Here is a 13,292-nt window from a genome sequence, read left to right as displayed (position 1 = left end):
TTATTCCATAACCTGAATGTCTTTACACCGCCACGGGAATTAACATGAATACATTCAATCAGTTTGGGCAACCCATCGGGGAAGAACTTGTCGACTGGCAGCCACGCCAGCATCCGGCCAGAGTGGTACTTAATGGCCGTTACTGCCGCCTTGAGCCGCTGTGTGTGGAGCACGCCGTGGCGCTGTTTGCCGCCTATCAGCAGGCTGAAGACACCCGCAGCTGGACCTGGCTATTACGTGAACCGGATACAACGGTTGCTGAATATTCTCAGTGGATTGCCAGCGTATGTGAGTTATCCGACCCGATTCATTTCGCCGTCATCGACAACCAAACGCAGTCGCCGGTGGGCTCTCTGGCCCTGATGCGCATTGATCCTAAGCATGGAGTGGTGGAAGTCGGGCATGTGCATTTTTCACTGCTCATGAGCCGCTCACCGTTATCCACAGAAGCGCAATACCTGCTGATGCGTTACGTGTTTGACGAGCTGGGATACCGCCGTTACGAGTGGAAGTGCAATAGCCTGAACGAACCCTCACGACGCGCCGCGCTGCGTCTGGGGTTCCAGTATGAAGGGCGTTTTCGTCAGGCGCTGGTGGTAAAAGGCCATAACCGGGATACCGACTGGTTTTCCATCCTTGATAAAGAGTGGCAGGCCCTGGACTGTGCTTTTCAGAACTGGCTTGCCACCGACAATTTTACGGCCGATGGCAAGCAGATAAGATCCCTGGAAAATTGGCGCGAAACACGTTTTTAGCGTTTTTTCTTACGTCCCTGCACCGCTTTAAAACGCGGATTGGACTTACAAATGACGTACAGACGCCCTTTGCGTTTGACTATCTGGCAATCGGGATGACGCTGTTTTGCACTGCGTAGTGAGTTAAGTACCTGCATGATTAGCCTCGTTTGGCGTTAAGAAAGCCACCAAAGCGCTGGCGGAAACGTGCCGCACTGCCTTCGGTTGAGAATGACTTCTGCTTACCGGTGTAATACGGATGCGATTTTGACGATACCTCGATGGTGATATACGGGAATGTTTCACCGTCGAGTTCAATTTCGCGATCGGTTTTGATAGTCGAACCGACTTTAAAATATTCATTGGCACTGGTGTCGTGGAAAACGACGGTGCGATAGGCTGGGTGGATATTTGGTTTCATCGTAGACCTTTCATGTTTTGTTATAACATAACAAAATACTATCCGAGTCATGCTGCAAAAACAACCCTGTACAATGCGTCATCCTGCCATTGTTTTTTTCTGATTCACCTTCACTGGACTGAAATCCATCCCCATCACGTGCTATAACTATATCATTTCGCGATAAAATATTTCTCCTATGGCGAGCAGACTCTGTGTCCCGGAAGCGGGCATCTGAGAAAGGAAACAGCAGCATGAGAACCCGACATTTGGTCAGCCTGGTGACCGGTATTCTGATCTTTTCCGTGCTCGTTCCCATTTGTCTTAGCGTCTGGCTGGCTCACCGCCAGGCGGAACATGAATTTATCGACGCGCTGGACCGCTATTCATCACGCGTGCTGATCCGCACGGAAAGGGTTGTTCAGCAGGCCAAGGATGCGCTGAAGCAGCTAGAGAGTTTCGAAGGTGTTCCCTGTAGCCCGCTGCAAATGCGCGAAATGCGCCGGGTGGCGTTCTCTGCGCGCTACATTCAGGAAGTGATGTATCTCGATAACCTGAAACCGCTATGCTCTTCCCTTGAGCAAGCCAGTAACGCCTCTTCGTTCCCGCCGCCGATGCGGATCACCGCTGATGGCTACAACGCCTGGCTGACGCCGCAAAACGATCTCGGATTTAATCGCTACATGGCCGCGCTGGGACACGGGCATTACCTGGTGATGGTCGACCCTGCCTCGCTGGTCGATGTGATTCCTTTTGGCGCACTCCCTGTTGATGCCGCCCTGATTGGCCTTGCCAGCAACAGCATTTTTGCCAGCAGCAGCACGCTTGATCCCCACGTCCGTGAGCTCCTGGAAAACAGGGAGGTGACACATCTGCAATACAAGGGCGCAATGTACGTCACGAAACCGGTCCCCGATCTGGGCTTTACCATTGTCGCCTGGGCCACGCTAAAACCACTCGATGAAAGCTGGCATCAGCAGCTTCTGTTCTGGCTGCCTTTTGGCATTCTGGTGAGCCTTATCGCCGCGCTTTTTGTTCTGCGTATCTTGCGCCGGATCCAGTCACCGAGAAATCGCCTGCTTGATGCCATTAACAGCCGTGAATTTGTCGTTCACTATCAGCCGATTATCGCTTTAGGCAGTGGGAAACTGGTGGGTGCCGAGGCGCTGACGCGCTGGCCGCAGCCGGACGGAAGCCACCTTTCACCCGATATTTTTGTACCGCTGGCCGAGCAGACCGGGCTTATTTCGCAATTAACCCAGCTGGTTTTCGAGAAAGTTTTCGAGGATATGGGAAGCTGGTTACAGCAGCATCCCGGCCAGCATATCTCTGTTAACCTGGCCCCCGCCGATTTGACGTCCGGTAAGCTGCCGCCACTGTTAAGCCGGCTGTTGAACCAGTGGCGGGTTCACCCGCAGCAAATTGCCCTTGAACTGACCGAGCGCGGCTTTGCCGATCCGAAAATCAGCGCACCGGCCATTGCGGCATTCCGCCGTTCCGGGCACGCGATTTATATTGACGATTTTGGAACCGGCTATTCCAGCCTCAGCTATCTTCAGGATCTGGATGTCGATACGCTCAAAATTGATAAATCCTTCGTCGATGCGCTGGAGTACAAAAACGTGACGCCGCATATCATTGAAATGGCGAAATCTCTTAATCTGGCGATGGTGGCGGAAGGTATTGAAACGCTGGGGCAGCTCACGTGGCTGCGCAGCCACGGCGTGCAGTACGGGCAGGGATGGTATTACAGTAAGGCACTCCCAAAACTGGAATTTATACTCTGGGCGGAAAACAACCTCGCACACACATAAGGCGCAATCTCTATTTGAGATAGGATTTCATCACCTGCAAAACCACGCCAAGATCGGCTTCGCGCTGCTCCTCTTCGGGCTCTTTAACCACGTGATCGGTTAAGTGCCCTTCGATCACCTGCATCATCATGCCATTCACCGCGCCGCGGATCGCCGCCAGCTGCTGAAGCACCTCAGCGCACTCATGATCGCTGTTGAGCATTTTTTCCAGCGCGGAACTTTGCCCCTGAATTTTCTTCAGGCGGGTCAATAACATCTTCTTGTGGCGAACCGTATGCGACATCTCACTCTCCCTCATTTTTTGCCACTGAAGCATAACATGCTCTACTCCCCCTGAGTATTTTTCTACTGGGGGGTAGTATTAGACTACTGGGGGGGAGTAGTATCAGAGCACATTTTCTTCCCCGGTATTCTTAATGAACGATTTCACTTCGCTCCTGCAACAAGGCAACGCGTGGCTGTTTGTGCCGAGCGCAATTCTGCTGGGTGCTTTGCATGGCCTTGAACCTGGGCACTCAAAAACGATGATGGCCGCATTTATTGTGGCGATCCGCGGTACGCTGAAACAGGCGATCCTGCTGGGGCTGGCGGCAACGTTTTCCCATACGGCGGTGGTCTGGATCATTGCGATGGCAGGTCTATGGTTTGGCCGTGGCTGGGATGCAAATACCTCTGAGCCCTGGTTCCAGCTGATTTCAGGCGTGATGATTATTCTGATCGCGCTATGGATGGCATGGCGAACCTGGAAAGAGAGCCAGCCACACGATCACCACCATGAACATCATCACGATCACCATCATGACCATGACCATGACCATGATCACCACGATCATTCACATCAACTGGTTGATGAAGAGTGGCAAGACGCCCACCAGCGCGCACATGCCCAGGACATTAACCGTCGCTTTAAGGGACAGACTGTCACCACAGGGCAAATAGCCATGTTCGGGTTGACCGGTGGACTCATCCCCTGCCCGGCCTCCATTACGGTGCTGCTGATCTGCCTGCAACTGAAGCATTTCGCGCTGGGAGCCACGCTGGTGTTGAGTTTCAGTATTGGTCTGGCATTAACTCTGGTTGCCTCAGGCGCCATTGCCGCCCTGAGCCTTAAACATGCCACCAAACGCTGGCCGGGATTCAGTGAGTTTTCTCGAAAAGCGCCGTGGATCTCAGCGGCACTGATAACGGTAGTGGGAATTTATATGAGCATCCACGGGTTAACCGGGATCCTCGCCTGAGACAGGCGGCCACAAAACGTGGCCGCCTCTTTTGCGTTACTGCGTCTTTTGCTGCCAGCTAAAGGTGTAGTGCAACTGGCGTTTTTGCAGGATAAATTCTGGCGACACGCTCGGACTCCACGAATCATCCCCCCCCACGCCCATATGGAAGGCATCCAGATTTAACCAGCAACCCGGCTCTTCCCTCAGCAGATGCTGATGTGTGGTATCACGCAGCTGCTGCTGGCTATAGCGGCTCAACGAGAAGTGGAAATCCCCGGCGAACTGATGAGCGCCAAATTCAAGCGCATAGGTATCGCAACGCAGGCCATTCTCCGTCGGGAAAATGTAAGGCGTTTGCATGGCCTCAAGCGGTAACGCCCAGCGTCCCTGTTGCGCCGCCAGTTTTCGGTCCGGGTAGTTTTCGTGCGGCCCAAGTCCCTGCCAGCTCACGGTTTCAGGCGTTTGGGCAAGCTGACAATCCAGCCCGATACGCGCTGGCTCCGGAATATCAGATGCAACCAGCACCCGCACATCACCGTGCAATACTCCATTGCTATCGACCCGCCAGGTTTTGCGGCTGAGGAACAGCGTTTTGCCCTGGTGTTCCCAGGCATGAAGCGTGCTGACAACAACATCGCTGCTATGCTGCTCACTGTCACACTGTAATAACCGGGCGGACACGTCGTACATGCCCGCCGCTTTCCAGCGCTCGACCCAGGCATTAGGATCAATGCGGGTTGCCTCACTCACGCCAATATCATTATCCAGCGGCGCACGGGTAAAGTTATCCCTTAACGGGGAAAGCAGGGTTTCGGCGCCCTCATTCCACCACTGCGTCAGATCCCCTGAAACGCGGTCAAAGTGCCAGCGCTGCTGCTGATGGGTAATTTCCAGCACCGTCTCTTTCACCGTTAACAACGGCGTCACGCCCGGCTGCGGGGCTGGCGCAATATACAGTGGTACAGGTAGCGGCCACTGCTCCCAGGCGCAGCGATGGTTTGCTGACGACCACGGCGTGCTTTGCGACTGGTACACCTCCACATTCAGCCAGACGTCGCCCGGCGCAGCCTGTAGCTCCGGCCGTGCGATCTCTACACGCTGTGTCCCCTGCGGAGCCATGTTCAGAGTGATGTCGCCCGCACCCAGCACATTCCCTTCCCGGATGATCGTCCATTTCAGCTGTTCGTTATCGGTGCTGCGGAACAGGTAGTCACTTTTAATCTCAATCACCAGTGGCGAGGTACTTACCAGGCTAAAGGTGAAAAATTGCTGCGCACGCTGGGCTTCATACAGTGCCGGATGTGGCGTGCGGTCAGGGAACACCAGCCCGTTCAGGCAAAACTGTCGGTCATTCGGTTTATCACCAAAATCACCGCCATACGCCCAGAACGAATTGCCGTTTTCGTCTTTCTTCGTCAGCGCCTGGTCAACCCAGTCCCAGACGAACCCGCCCTGCAAACGCGGATGGCTGCGAAACGCCTGCCAGTATTTTGCAAAGCCGCCAAAGCTGTTGCCCATAGCATGAGCGTATTCGCACAAGATCAGCGGACGCGTTTCATCCGGCATCCCGATCCATTTCTTGATTGACCATTTCGGTACGGCCGGGAACGGCTGGTCCTGATCAACGCGCGCATACATCGGGCACACAATATCGGTTGCAGCGGTATTTGCACCACCGCCTTCGTATTGCACCGGACGGGTCGGATCGGTGGTTTTCAGCCAGCGATAGAGCGCATCGTGGTTAGCGCCGTGGCCGGATTCGTTTCCGAGCGACCAGATGATAATCGACGGATGATTACGGTCGCGCAGCACCATGCGGGTGACGCGCTCGCTCATGGCGGGCAACCAGCGCGGATCGTCAGCCAGACGGCTCATCGGCACCATGCCGTGCGTTTCAATGTTGGCTTCATCTACCACGTACAGGCCGTAGCGATCGCAAAGCGTGTACCACAGCGGATGGTTGGGATAATGCGAGCAGCGCACCGCGTTAAAATTGTGCTGCTTCAGCAACTCGATGTCACGGCGCATGGTGGCTTCATCCATCACCTGCCCATTTTCCGGGTGATGTTCATGACGGTTAGCGCCGCGGATCAGTAGCGGTTTGCCATTGAGTTTAAGCAGGCCGTTGCTTATCTCTACACGACGAAAGCCCACGTCACAGGCCTCGCACTCGATGACCCGCCCCTGTGCATCCTTCAATGCAATCGTCAGGCGATAAAGCGCCGGAATTTCTGCGCTCCATAATTCAGGCACCTCAACAGGCATCGACACCGTTAAGCGCTCGGCCCAGTTGCCGCGCTCATCGACAATCTCTGAGCCTGGACGCCGGGTTGCCCTGGCGCACGGCTCACCGTTTCGCCACAGGGTAAGCGCCACCTCATACTCAGCGTATTGGCTTCCGGCAAGCGCCAGGTCCACCCTGAGCGCCGCCCGATCTAATTCGGTATTTAACTCGGTGACAACGTGGTAATCCGCAATCTGCGTTTCCGGTTTATGCAGCAACGACACATCGCGGAAGATACCGCTCATCCGCCACATGTCCTGATCTTCAAGATAGCTCCCGTCACACCAGCGCAGCACCATGACTGCCACGCGGTTCAGGCCCGGACGAAGCACTGTCGAGAGATCAAATTCAGCAGGCAGACGGCTGTCCTGGGAATAGCCAATCCAGTGGCCGTTACACCACAGATGAAAAGCTGAATTCACTCCATCAAAGATAATTCGGGTTTGCCCGCTCAACAGCCATGCATCGTCCATCTCAAATGTGAGCGAGTAACAACCGGTAGGATTTTCTTGCGGGACAAAGGGCGGGTTAACGGCAAAAGGATAAGTGACGTTGGTATAGATTGGGGTATCAAAGCCCTGCATCTGCCAGTTAGACGGCACGGGCATCGGAACAGCGTCGTCGCAGTCTTCATCTACCCATTCTTGTGGAACACGCTCTGGCGCGGCATAAAAGTTGAAACGCCACTCCCCGTTAAGAGAACGCTTACTCAGGGCTTTCCGCTCATCTCTGGCGTGTTGTTCATCACGCCAGCTGTGAAACGGCGCATGGGCCGCCAGCCGGTTCCACTGTGTAACACCAGGATTTTCCCAGTCCCGACGAGCCAGAAGTGCGCTGAGTGTCAGCGGCGATGTGTTTGACATATTACCCTCTATGCGAAGCGCTCACAATTTATGTCAACATGCCCTGGCAAAACCTTGCGGTAAAGCGTCCGATCGCGGCGAAGCGAGTCAGATCACAAAAGTCCTATTCGCGTGCTAATTGTTCAGCCAGCAGTGCCAGGGTTTTCAGCTGCCGGGCCAGATCTTCACGATCGGCCTGCTGTGACGTACGGCGGGCGCTGGAGTGACGGGTAATAAGGGTCACCGGAAGTTGTGTTTGCCAGCATTCGTTGCCGGAATACGCGGTCAGCAGCCACTCAACGCTGCGCTCACCCGCCTCACGAAACGCCTGGCGAACCGTGGTCAGGGGCGGAGAGAACCATGCGCTATCGGTTGTGTCATCAAAACCCACAACGGAGATCTGCCCGGGTACAGCAATGCCTTTTTCCGCACAGGCGCGCATCACCCCTAACGCCATCTGATCGTTCGCCACCAGAATAGCTTCCGGCAGCGCCGGGCCCGATATAAGCTGATGACCCTTTTCGTAGCCGGAGGCGGCACTCCAGTCACCGAATGCTACGCCGGCAGGTTCAAGCCCGGCCTGCGTCAGGGACGCCAGCCACCCGACCCGGCGGGCTCTGGCAGAGACTGAGCTTTCAGGCCCATTCAGCAGGGCAATACGCTGATGGCCCAACGAGATAAGATGTTCAGCCCCCAGCTGTGCTCCCTGGGCTGCGTCAAAGACCAGGCTATTAACCTGCGCCGAGGGTGAAACATCCAAAAACAGCACCGGCACGGGTGATGCCAATGCCCTGAGTTGCTCGGCTTCTGTGTCTTCCAGCGGCACGTTCACCAGCAGCCCGTCAACACGTTGCGCCAGGAGTTCCTGCACGGCGGCCTGGCAGCGCTGTGGGTGTTCCACCATAGAAATCAGCACACTCGCCCCCTTCTCCACCGCGCGGGTTTTTACCGCAGAAGCAATTTGCGAAGGGGCGTGAAGTGCCAGGTCGGTTGTAATCAGACCCAGCGTGCGGGTGCGTTTACCCGCCAGCTGTTGTGCGCCACGGTTAGGTACGTAGTTCAGTTCCGCCATGGCCTGCTGCACCTTTTCCCGCGTGCGGGCGGAGACATGCTCCGCATCATTAATCACGCGGGAAACGGTCTGATAAGAAACCCCTGCAAGGAGGGCTACGTCATAAAGAGTGATAGCTTTCATGCATTCTGACATCGCGACAAGAGATGCCGCTATTCTGGCACAGCCGGGCTGTTAATACTTGTGAGCGCTTCGCATAATTAAACAACTTGCTCAGGCTGAGGTATCTTTTGCACCTGCGGCTTCTGGCGAAACCACGGCAGGCAGATCTGGATCAGCGGGCCAATGGTTAATGCATACAGCACCGTACCGACACCGAACGACCCGCCCAGCAGAATACCAATCAGTAACACCGATACCTCGATGGACGTACGCACACTGCGGATGGACCAGCCCAGCCGGGCATGAATGCCTGTCATCAGGCCATCGCGCGGGCCAGGCCCAAAACCGGCGCCAATATACATCCCCGTCGCTATCGCATTAACCACAATGCCCGCCACCATCATCGCGACACGCAGGGGCAGTGAGGTCAGCTCAGGGATCAGCGCCATCGTCGCATCGGCAGCCAGGCCAATACAAATGACGTTACTTATCGTGCCAAGCCCAGGCCACTGGCGCAGCGGAACCCAGAGCAGCAACACCGCGGCACCGGTTAAAATAATCACCGTGCCAATGCTCATACCCAGCTGTATAGCTACCCCGAGGTGAAAGACGTCCCACGGATCGACACCCAGATCGGAACGAATAAACATTGCGGTTGAAAGGCCATACAGCCCTAATCCGACATAAAGTTGTACCAGACGACGTAACATTTTTATCTTCTCCGAAGAACCAGGCTTTCATCTTCGGCCAAAATGGTCTTATGATTAATGTCCAGTTTTCAAATAGTGGACTGCATATGTCATCTCGTCGTTTTGGTAGTCAGTCACTGGTACGCTTATTAGGCCACTGGCAGCAAACCACATCCCGCACACCGCTCTGGCGACAGCTGGCAGATGCCTTACGCCTGCTTATTCTTGATGGTCGACTGGCGCTTAACACCCGTTTGCCGGGCGAGCGCGAACTGGCCTCTGCGCTGGACGTCAGCCGTACGACCATCAGTACCGCATTAGCCCGCCTGCGTGATGAGGGCTATCTGGAGAGCCGTCATGGCAGCGGTTCACGCGTGATCCTGCCGGATTCCCGGGCCGTACCGACCCTTTCAGCGGCAAGCGTAGCCCTGGATCTTTCCACCGCGGCACTCAACGCCGGGCCGGAAATTCACCAGGCCTATACATACGCGCTATCGGCCATTACGCAGTATCTTTCGCTCACGGGTTACGATCAGTCCGGATTACTGGCCCTGCGGGAAGCCATTGCCGCACGCTATACCGCACGCGGGCTGGCGACCCGGGCAGACGAAGTGATGGTTGTCAACGGCGCGGTCAGTGCCTTCGCGCTGGTATTACGCATGATGACGGGCCCCGGCGACCGCGTTGTGGTGGATCACCCAACCTACCCGCTGGCCATCGCCGCTATCCAGGGGGCGCTTTGTCGGCCGGTTGGCGTCTCCTTGCCACAAACGGGCTGGGATACCGACGGTTTTGCCGCAACGCTTGCGCAAACTGCGCCACGCCTTGCCTACCTGATGCCGGATTTCCATAACCCGACAGGGCGCTGTATGGACATCCCGACCCGCAAAGCGATAACCGACATTGCCGCACAGACCCGCACCACGCTGGTGGTCGATGAAACCATGGTGGATCTCTGGTTTGATTCTCCACCGCCCCCGCCGCTGGCATCGTTTAACCCGGAGGCGACGGTCATCACCCTGGGCTCGGCAGGAAAAAGTTTCTGGGGTGGCCTGCGTCTGGGCTGGATCCGCGCGTCATCGCGCACCATTGCTACCCTCGCCCAGACCCGTGATACCCTGGATTTGGGTTCACCGGTGCTGGAACAGCTGGCAACACTGTGGCTTATCGAAAACAGCGATTCGTTTTTGCCTGCCCGGCGGCAAATGCTGGCCGAACGCCGTAAGCGGTGCAGTGAACTGCTGCGCGAACATTTCCCGGAGTGGACTTTCCACGACGCGGAAGGCGGGCTTTCTTACTGGGTGGAGCTACCAGGGATGCAGGCAACACAGCTTGCCGCACGGGCAGAAACGCTGGGGATCAATCTGGGTACCGGAACACGCTTTGGCCTGTCGGGGGCGTTTGACCGCTATTTACGTATGCCCTTTACACTTGACCCGGCAGAGCTTGAGAGCGCGCTGATGAGAATCAAGCCGCTGTGGACGGCATTAAATAAAACCGCGGCCCCAGCCATCAAAAGGAGCATTGTTTAATGTGATGAAGATTAAATCTGGGGTTGAAATTTACGCTGATTACATAATAACCCGTGATTATTATCACAGATAATTTCACAGCGAAATTAAGAATAAAAACTGCTGACTGAAATGAATGCAGTCAGCAGTTTTCACAGAATGGTACTTAGTGCTGAGGAGGAATAGGGAAACCCTTAAGAGAAATAACGAAGCTTTCTCCTTCTTTCTTTATTTTTGCGCCGGTATCACACCAGTCAGACGCAATCCGAAAGAACTCATCACTACCTACATTCCAGCCAAGACGCACATGCTTCACATAGCCTGAACGCAACAAATCGCAGGCCTCTTTGTAGTCATTGGCAGTTGACAGTTGTTGTTTCATTTTCTCTTCTTCAGAAGTTTACGTAGAGCCTTGATTTCTTTAGGAGTAAAAGGAGTTACACTCTCTTCTTCCGTATGCTGATTATCAATATCCTCTTCCGATACTCCCACCTCTTCTACCGCTTCAAATGCCAGCTGTAGCAGTTTCTCTGTGGTCACGCTTAAATTCTCATTATTTACTTCTGCGTAGTGGCGAAGTCTTTCTTTTAGCGCTTCATCAATCTTAACGTTTAATACCGCAGTAGCCATGATTGTCACTTCCCTTCGGAATAAGTTCTTTATTTAATACACGAAGTTAACAATGTAATCCAGATTTATATTTTTTACTTATGACAGAAAAAAGACACCCGAATATAAAATGGCAGTCTATTATTACATGTTTATGACAATAATATTTCAGTTGGATGAATGATATATTACATATTGAATTAAATACCTTTAATTCCTGTGGAATTAGGCAACAAGCACAAGGTTTGGGATACGAAAGAGGTTCGGTAAAATCTGAGGAGAGCAGAAATGGGTGGGGGCCCTGCCAGCTACATCCCGGCACACACGTCGTCTGCCCTGGCTGCTTCCTTCCGGACCTGACCTGGTGAACAGAGTAGCGTTGCGGGAGAACCAACAGAGCCCCCATTGAGAGCGTTGTTAACCAACGCGCTGGCGCATTATCCCTGTGCTGCCCGGCAATTGCAAGCCGCTGGCATTCGGATGACGGTTTATTGCACAACCGTGATGCAACTTAAGGCAGGTAACAGCCAGAGAAGTACAGATTGAGAGTCTCTTCGCAGTAAATTAGCTCACCTCTGCCACACTGTTCGAATGCGTTTCATTTATGCAGGGCACATCCATGATTAGCACATTACCCCAGACACTGACGCTCGCTATGCCAGCCATCGATGGCGTAACCCTTCACCACAAGGGGCTGAATTACCTGCGTCCTGAACTGCTGCTGGATTTCGTGACCATCAGCGAACAGCCGATGCTTTTTGTCACGCCTGTTGCCGTGCTCTATTCCACCGTCGGCGTGGTGCGTTACGTCAATCTGCGCAGAATTCCTGTCGCCGTTTCCGGGCGGGTGATTTATCCAATCTGTTCTCAGGCCCTGCCCGACCTGCGTGCCAAACTCATCATTAATACCCAGGCAAGGAAACTGAAGTTTCTCGAAAGCCTGGTGGCAATGCGTGAACAGCCCGCGGCAAGCAGCACAAAAGTGATCGGCCTGGCGCTGGAATTCACCGTCCAGCAGCCCTCCTGAGCAAGGTCATTGCGCCTTCACAATCTGCCAGGGGTCGCTTATCCTGTGGTTTTTCTTGTCTGGTAAACACAATGGACGCTTTCGATTCGATTCCCGAACCGTTACCTGACTCATTCCCTGTCAGAGTCTGGCAGATTGTCGCCTCTATTCCCGAAGGCTACGTAACCACTTACGGAGATGTCGCCCGGCTGGCAGGCTCACCCCGCGCGGCACGTCAAGTCGGCGGCGTGTTGAAACGGTTACCGGAAGGCAGCACCCTGCCCTGGCACCGGGTGGTGAACCGTCACGGAACCATCTCACTGACAGGCCCGGATTTACAGCGCCAGCGTCAGGCATTGCTCGCTGAAGGCGTACAGGTGTCGGGGGGCGGGAAAATCGATTTAGAGAAATATCGCTGGGTGTACTAGAAAGCAGCCCTCTTCACCAGGAAGAGGGCATAGGTCATTACTGCTGGATTGAGGCAGGTGGCTCAGCGGCAACTGGCGGCTGCGCTGAAACAGGAACTTCTGTCTGCTGTACCGCAACCAGATTCAGATCGGCTTTTGTCCCACCGTGGTTAATCACTTCCTGAACCGTATCCGTGATAAACATCAGTTTACCGTCAACGGTAACTGCTGCACTCAGCAATATCCGCGCATTAGGCTGGATCTCAGCCGGGTTGTACGGCAACACGAAGCTAAACGGAGCCTGTTTACCGATGGTACGCACCGCTCTTTGCGACAGCACTTTGGCAGGTGCATCAGCCAGGGAGGCATCCGAAAGGGTGACCGTTAACACAGCGTCTGGCGGTAAAGCCACTTTCTGACGGATCCATACCGTACCAGAAACGTTAGGCTGCTGAGAGGTCTGCTGTGAAAGCGTGTCAACAGTATTTGGATCCGGCGCTGGCGCCTGGGTATTGGCGTGCTTACCTGCGCAGGCCGTCAATGCCACCGCTATCGCTAAACCACTTACTATGTGCACGAGTTTCATTGAAGTCTCCTTATCA

At 54.6% G+C, this 13,292-nt stretch carries 15 protein-coding genes and 1 other RNA gene; 6 read left to right on the top strand and 10 right to left on the bottom strand.

Features of this window, described 5'->3' with window-relative positions; all coding sequences use genetic code 11:
- Window positions 1-44 precede the first annotated feature (44 nt).
- Window positions 45-755 carry a GNAT family N-acetyltransferase gene (locus tag N1249_RS05070; protein ID WP_259835026.1) on the top strand — a complete coding sequence of 237 codons (711 nt, stop codon included), beginning with the start codon at window positions 45-47 and terminating at the stop codon, window positions 753-755.
- Here the strand turns inward: N1249_RS05070 and ykgO are convergent.
- Entirely contained in the window at window positions 752-892 is a 141-nt protein-coding gene (ykgO, locus tag N1249_RS05065) for a type B 50S ribosomal protein L36 (protein WP_006818844.1), read from the bottom strand. The two genes, N1249_RS05070 and ykgO, sit on opposite strands and share 4 nt — an antisense overlap.
- Before the next feature lie 2 nt (window positions 893-894).
- On the bottom strand, window positions 895-1,155 hold the full coding sequence (locus N1249_RS05060) for a type B 50S ribosomal protein L31 (RefSeq protein WP_014069152.1): 261 nt from the start codon (window positions 1,153-1,155) through the stop codon (window positions 895-897).
- Window positions 1,156-1,388: 233 nt separating this feature from the next.
- Between N1249_RS05060 and N1249_RS05055 the strand changes: the two genes are divergently transcribed.
- A complete protein-coding gene (locus tag N1249_RS05055) occupies window positions 1,389-2,948 on the top strand; it encodes an EAL domain-containing protein (protein WP_259835023.1) in 1,560 nt (519 codons plus the stop codon).
- Between the two features lie 10 nt (window positions 2,949-2,958).
- On the opposite strand, the gene N1249_RS05050 is transcribed toward N1249_RS05055, so the two are convergent.
- A complete protein-coding gene (locus tag N1249_RS05050; protein WP_259835022.1) occupies window positions 2,959-3,231 on the bottom strand; it encodes a metal/formaldehyde-sensitive transcriptional repressor in 273 nt (90 codons plus the stop codon).
- Between the two features lie 133 nt (window positions 3,232-3,364).
- Here N1249_RS05050 and N1249_RS05045 point away from each other — a divergent pair, with 133 nt between their 5' ends.
- Window positions 3,365-4,186: a nickel/cobalt efflux protein RcnA gene (locus N1249_RS05045; RefSeq protein WP_259835021.1), complete on the top strand. Its 822-nt coding sequence runs from the start codon at window positions 3,365-3,367 to the stop codon at window positions 4,184-4,186.
- Between the two features lie 36 nt (window positions 4,187-4,222).
- On the opposite strand, the gene N1249_RS05040 is transcribed toward N1249_RS05045, so the two are convergent.
- From N1249_RS05040 to N1249_RS05030, 3 genes are all read right to left on the bottom strand, one after another.
- Window positions 4,223-7,315: a beta-galactosidase gene (locus N1249_RS05040; protein ID WP_259835020.1), complete on the bottom strand. Its 3,093-nt coding sequence runs from the start codon at window positions 7,313-7,315 to the stop codon at window positions 4,223-4,225.
- Between the two features lie 103 nt (window positions 7,316-7,418).
- Window positions 7,419-8,489 carry a LacI family DNA-binding transcriptional regulator gene (locus N1249_RS05035; RefSeq protein ID WP_259835019.1) on the bottom strand — a complete coding sequence of 357 codons (1,071 nt, stop codon included), beginning with the start codon at window positions 8,487-8,489 and terminating at the stop codon, window positions 7,419-7,421.
- 77 nt (window positions 8,490-8,566) lie between these two features.
- A complete protein-coding gene (locus N1249_RS05030; protein ID WP_259835018.1) occupies window positions 8,567-9,178 on the bottom strand; it encodes a YitT family protein in 612 nt (203 codons plus the stop codon).
- Between the two features lie 86 nt (window positions 9,179-9,264).
- On the opposite strand from N1249_RS05030, the gene N1249_RS05025 reads away from it, so the two are divergent.
- On the top strand, window positions 9,265-10,689 hold the full coding sequence (locus N1249_RS05025; RefSeq protein ID WP_259835017.1) for a PLP-dependent aminotransferase family protein: 1,425 nt from the start codon (window positions 9,265-9,267) through the stop codon (window positions 10,687-10,689).
- 145 nt (window positions 10,690-10,834) lie between these two features.
- On the opposite strand, the gene N1249_RS05020 is transcribed toward N1249_RS05025, so the two are convergent.
- From N1249_RS05020 to ffs, 3 genes are all read right to left on the bottom strand, one after another.
- Complete coding sequence (locus N1249_RS05020) at window positions 10,835-11,050, bottom strand: hypothetical protein (RefSeq protein WP_166717255.1); 216 nt, start codon at window positions 11,048-11,050, stop codon at window positions 10,835-10,837.
- Window positions 11,047-11,298 carry a hypothetical protein gene (locus tag N1249_RS05015; RefSeq protein WP_014069143.1) on the bottom strand — a complete coding sequence of 84 codons (252 nt, stop codon included), beginning with the start codon at window positions 11,296-11,298 and terminating at the stop codon, window positions 11,047-11,049. The genes N1249_RS05020 and N1249_RS05015 overlap by 4 nt, the downstream gene beginning before the upstream one ends.
- 278 nt (window positions 11,299-11,576) lie before the next feature.
- Window positions 11,577-11,673: signal recognition particle sRNA small type (gene ffs / locus N1249_RS05010), an RNA gene on the bottom strand.
- A gap of 223 nt (window positions 11,674-11,896) precedes the next feature.
- Between ffs and N1249_RS05005 the strand changes: the two genes are divergently transcribed.
- Together N1249_RS05005 and N1249_RS05000 are read left to right on the top strand one after the other, a co-directional pair.
- Window positions 11,897-12,304 carry a hypothetical protein gene (locus N1249_RS05005; RefSeq protein WP_014069142.1) on the top strand — a complete coding sequence of 136 codons (408 nt, stop codon included), beginning with the start codon at window positions 11,897-11,899 and terminating at the stop codon, window positions 12,302-12,304.
- A gap of 71 nt (window positions 12,305-12,375) precedes the next feature.
- Window positions 12,376-12,711, top strand: a complete 336-nt coding sequence (locus N1249_RS05000; protein ID WP_259835015.1) for an MGMT family protein — start codon at window positions 12,376-12,378, stop codon at window positions 12,709-12,711.
- 37 nt (window positions 12,712-12,748) lie between these two features.
- Here the strand turns inward: N1249_RS05000 and N1249_RS04995 are convergent, their stop codons facing one another.
- Complete coding sequence (locus tag N1249_RS04995) at window positions 12,749-13,276, bottom strand: YbaY family lipoprotein (protein ID WP_259835013.1); 528 nt, start codon at window positions 13,274-13,276, stop codon at window positions 12,749-12,751.
- Window positions 13,277-13,292: the final 16 nt, after the last annotated feature.

The organism is Enterobacter sp. CP102, assembly GCF_025152625.1.
Classification (GTDB): domain Bacteria; phylum Pseudomonadota; class Gammaproteobacteria; order Enterobacterales; family Enterobacteriaceae; genus Enterobacter; species Enterobacter soli.
Note: the sequence above shows the minus strand (reverse complement) of the source record. Positions and strands in the feature narration are given on the sequence as shown.

What these genes read in the sequence shown, in the direction of transcription:
- N1249_RS05035 (WP_259835019.1), bottom strand. Translation starts at nt 8,489, where the DNA reads ATGAAAGCTATCACTCTTTATGACGTAGCCCTCCTTGCAGGGGTTTCT.
- N1249_RS05060 (WP_014069152.1), bottom strand. Translation starts at nt 1,155, where the DNA reads ATGAAACCAAATATCCACCCAGCCTATCGCACCGTCGTTTTCCACGAC.
- N1249_RS05045 (WP_259835021.1), top strand. Translation starts at nt 3,365, where the DNA reads ATGAACGATTTCACTTCGCTCCTGCAACAAGGCAACGCGTGGCTGTTT.
- N1249_RS05030 (WP_259835018.1), bottom strand. Translation starts at nt 9,178, where the DNA reads ATGTTACGTCGTCTGGTACAACTTTATGTCGGATTAGGGCTGTATGGC.
- ykgO (WP_006818844.1), bottom strand. Translation starts at nt 892, where the DNA reads ATGCAGGTACTTAACTCACTACGCAGTGCAAAACAGCGTCATCCCGAT.
- N1249_RS05025 (WP_259835017.1), top strand. Translation starts at nt 9,265, where the DNA reads ATGTCATCTCGTCGTTTTGGTAGTCAGTCACTGGTACGCTTATTAGGC.
- N1249_RS05050 (WP_259835022.1), bottom strand. Translation starts at nt 3,231, where the DNA reads ATGTCGCATACGGTTCGCCACAAGAAGATGTTATTGACCCGCCTGAAG.
- N1249_RS05055 (WP_259835023.1), top strand. Translation starts at nt 1,389, where the DNA reads ATGAGAACCCGACATTTGGTCAGCCTGGTGACCGGTATTCTGATCTTT.
- N1249_RS05040 (WP_259835020.1), bottom strand. Translation starts at nt 7,315, where the DNA reads ATGTCAAACACATCGCCGCTGACACTCAGCGCACTTCTGGCTCGTCGG.
- N1249_RS04995 (WP_259835013.1), bottom strand. Translation starts at nt 13,276, where the DNA reads ATGAAACTCGTGCACATAGTAAGTGGTTTAGCGATAGCGGTGGCATTG.
- N1249_RS05015 (WP_014069143.1), bottom strand. Translation starts at nt 11,298, where the DNA reads ATGGCTACTGCGGTATTAAACGTTAAGATTGATGAAGCGCTAAAAGAA.
- N1249_RS05000 (WP_259835015.1), top strand. Translation starts at nt 12,376, where the DNA reads ATGGACGCTTTCGATTCGATTCCCGAACCGTTACCTGACTCATTCCCT.
- N1249_RS05005 (WP_014069142.1), top strand. Translation starts at nt 11,897, where the DNA reads ATGATTAGCACATTACCCCAGACACTGACGCTCGCTATGCCAGCCATC.
- N1249_RS05020 (WP_166717255.1), bottom strand. Translation starts at nt 11,050, where the DNA reads ATGAAACAACAACTGTCAACTGCCAATGACTACAAAGAGGCCTGCGAT.
- N1249_RS05070 (WP_259835026.1), top strand. Translation starts at nt 45, where the DNA reads ATGAATACATTCAATCAGTTTGGGCAACCCATCGGGGAAGAACTTGTC.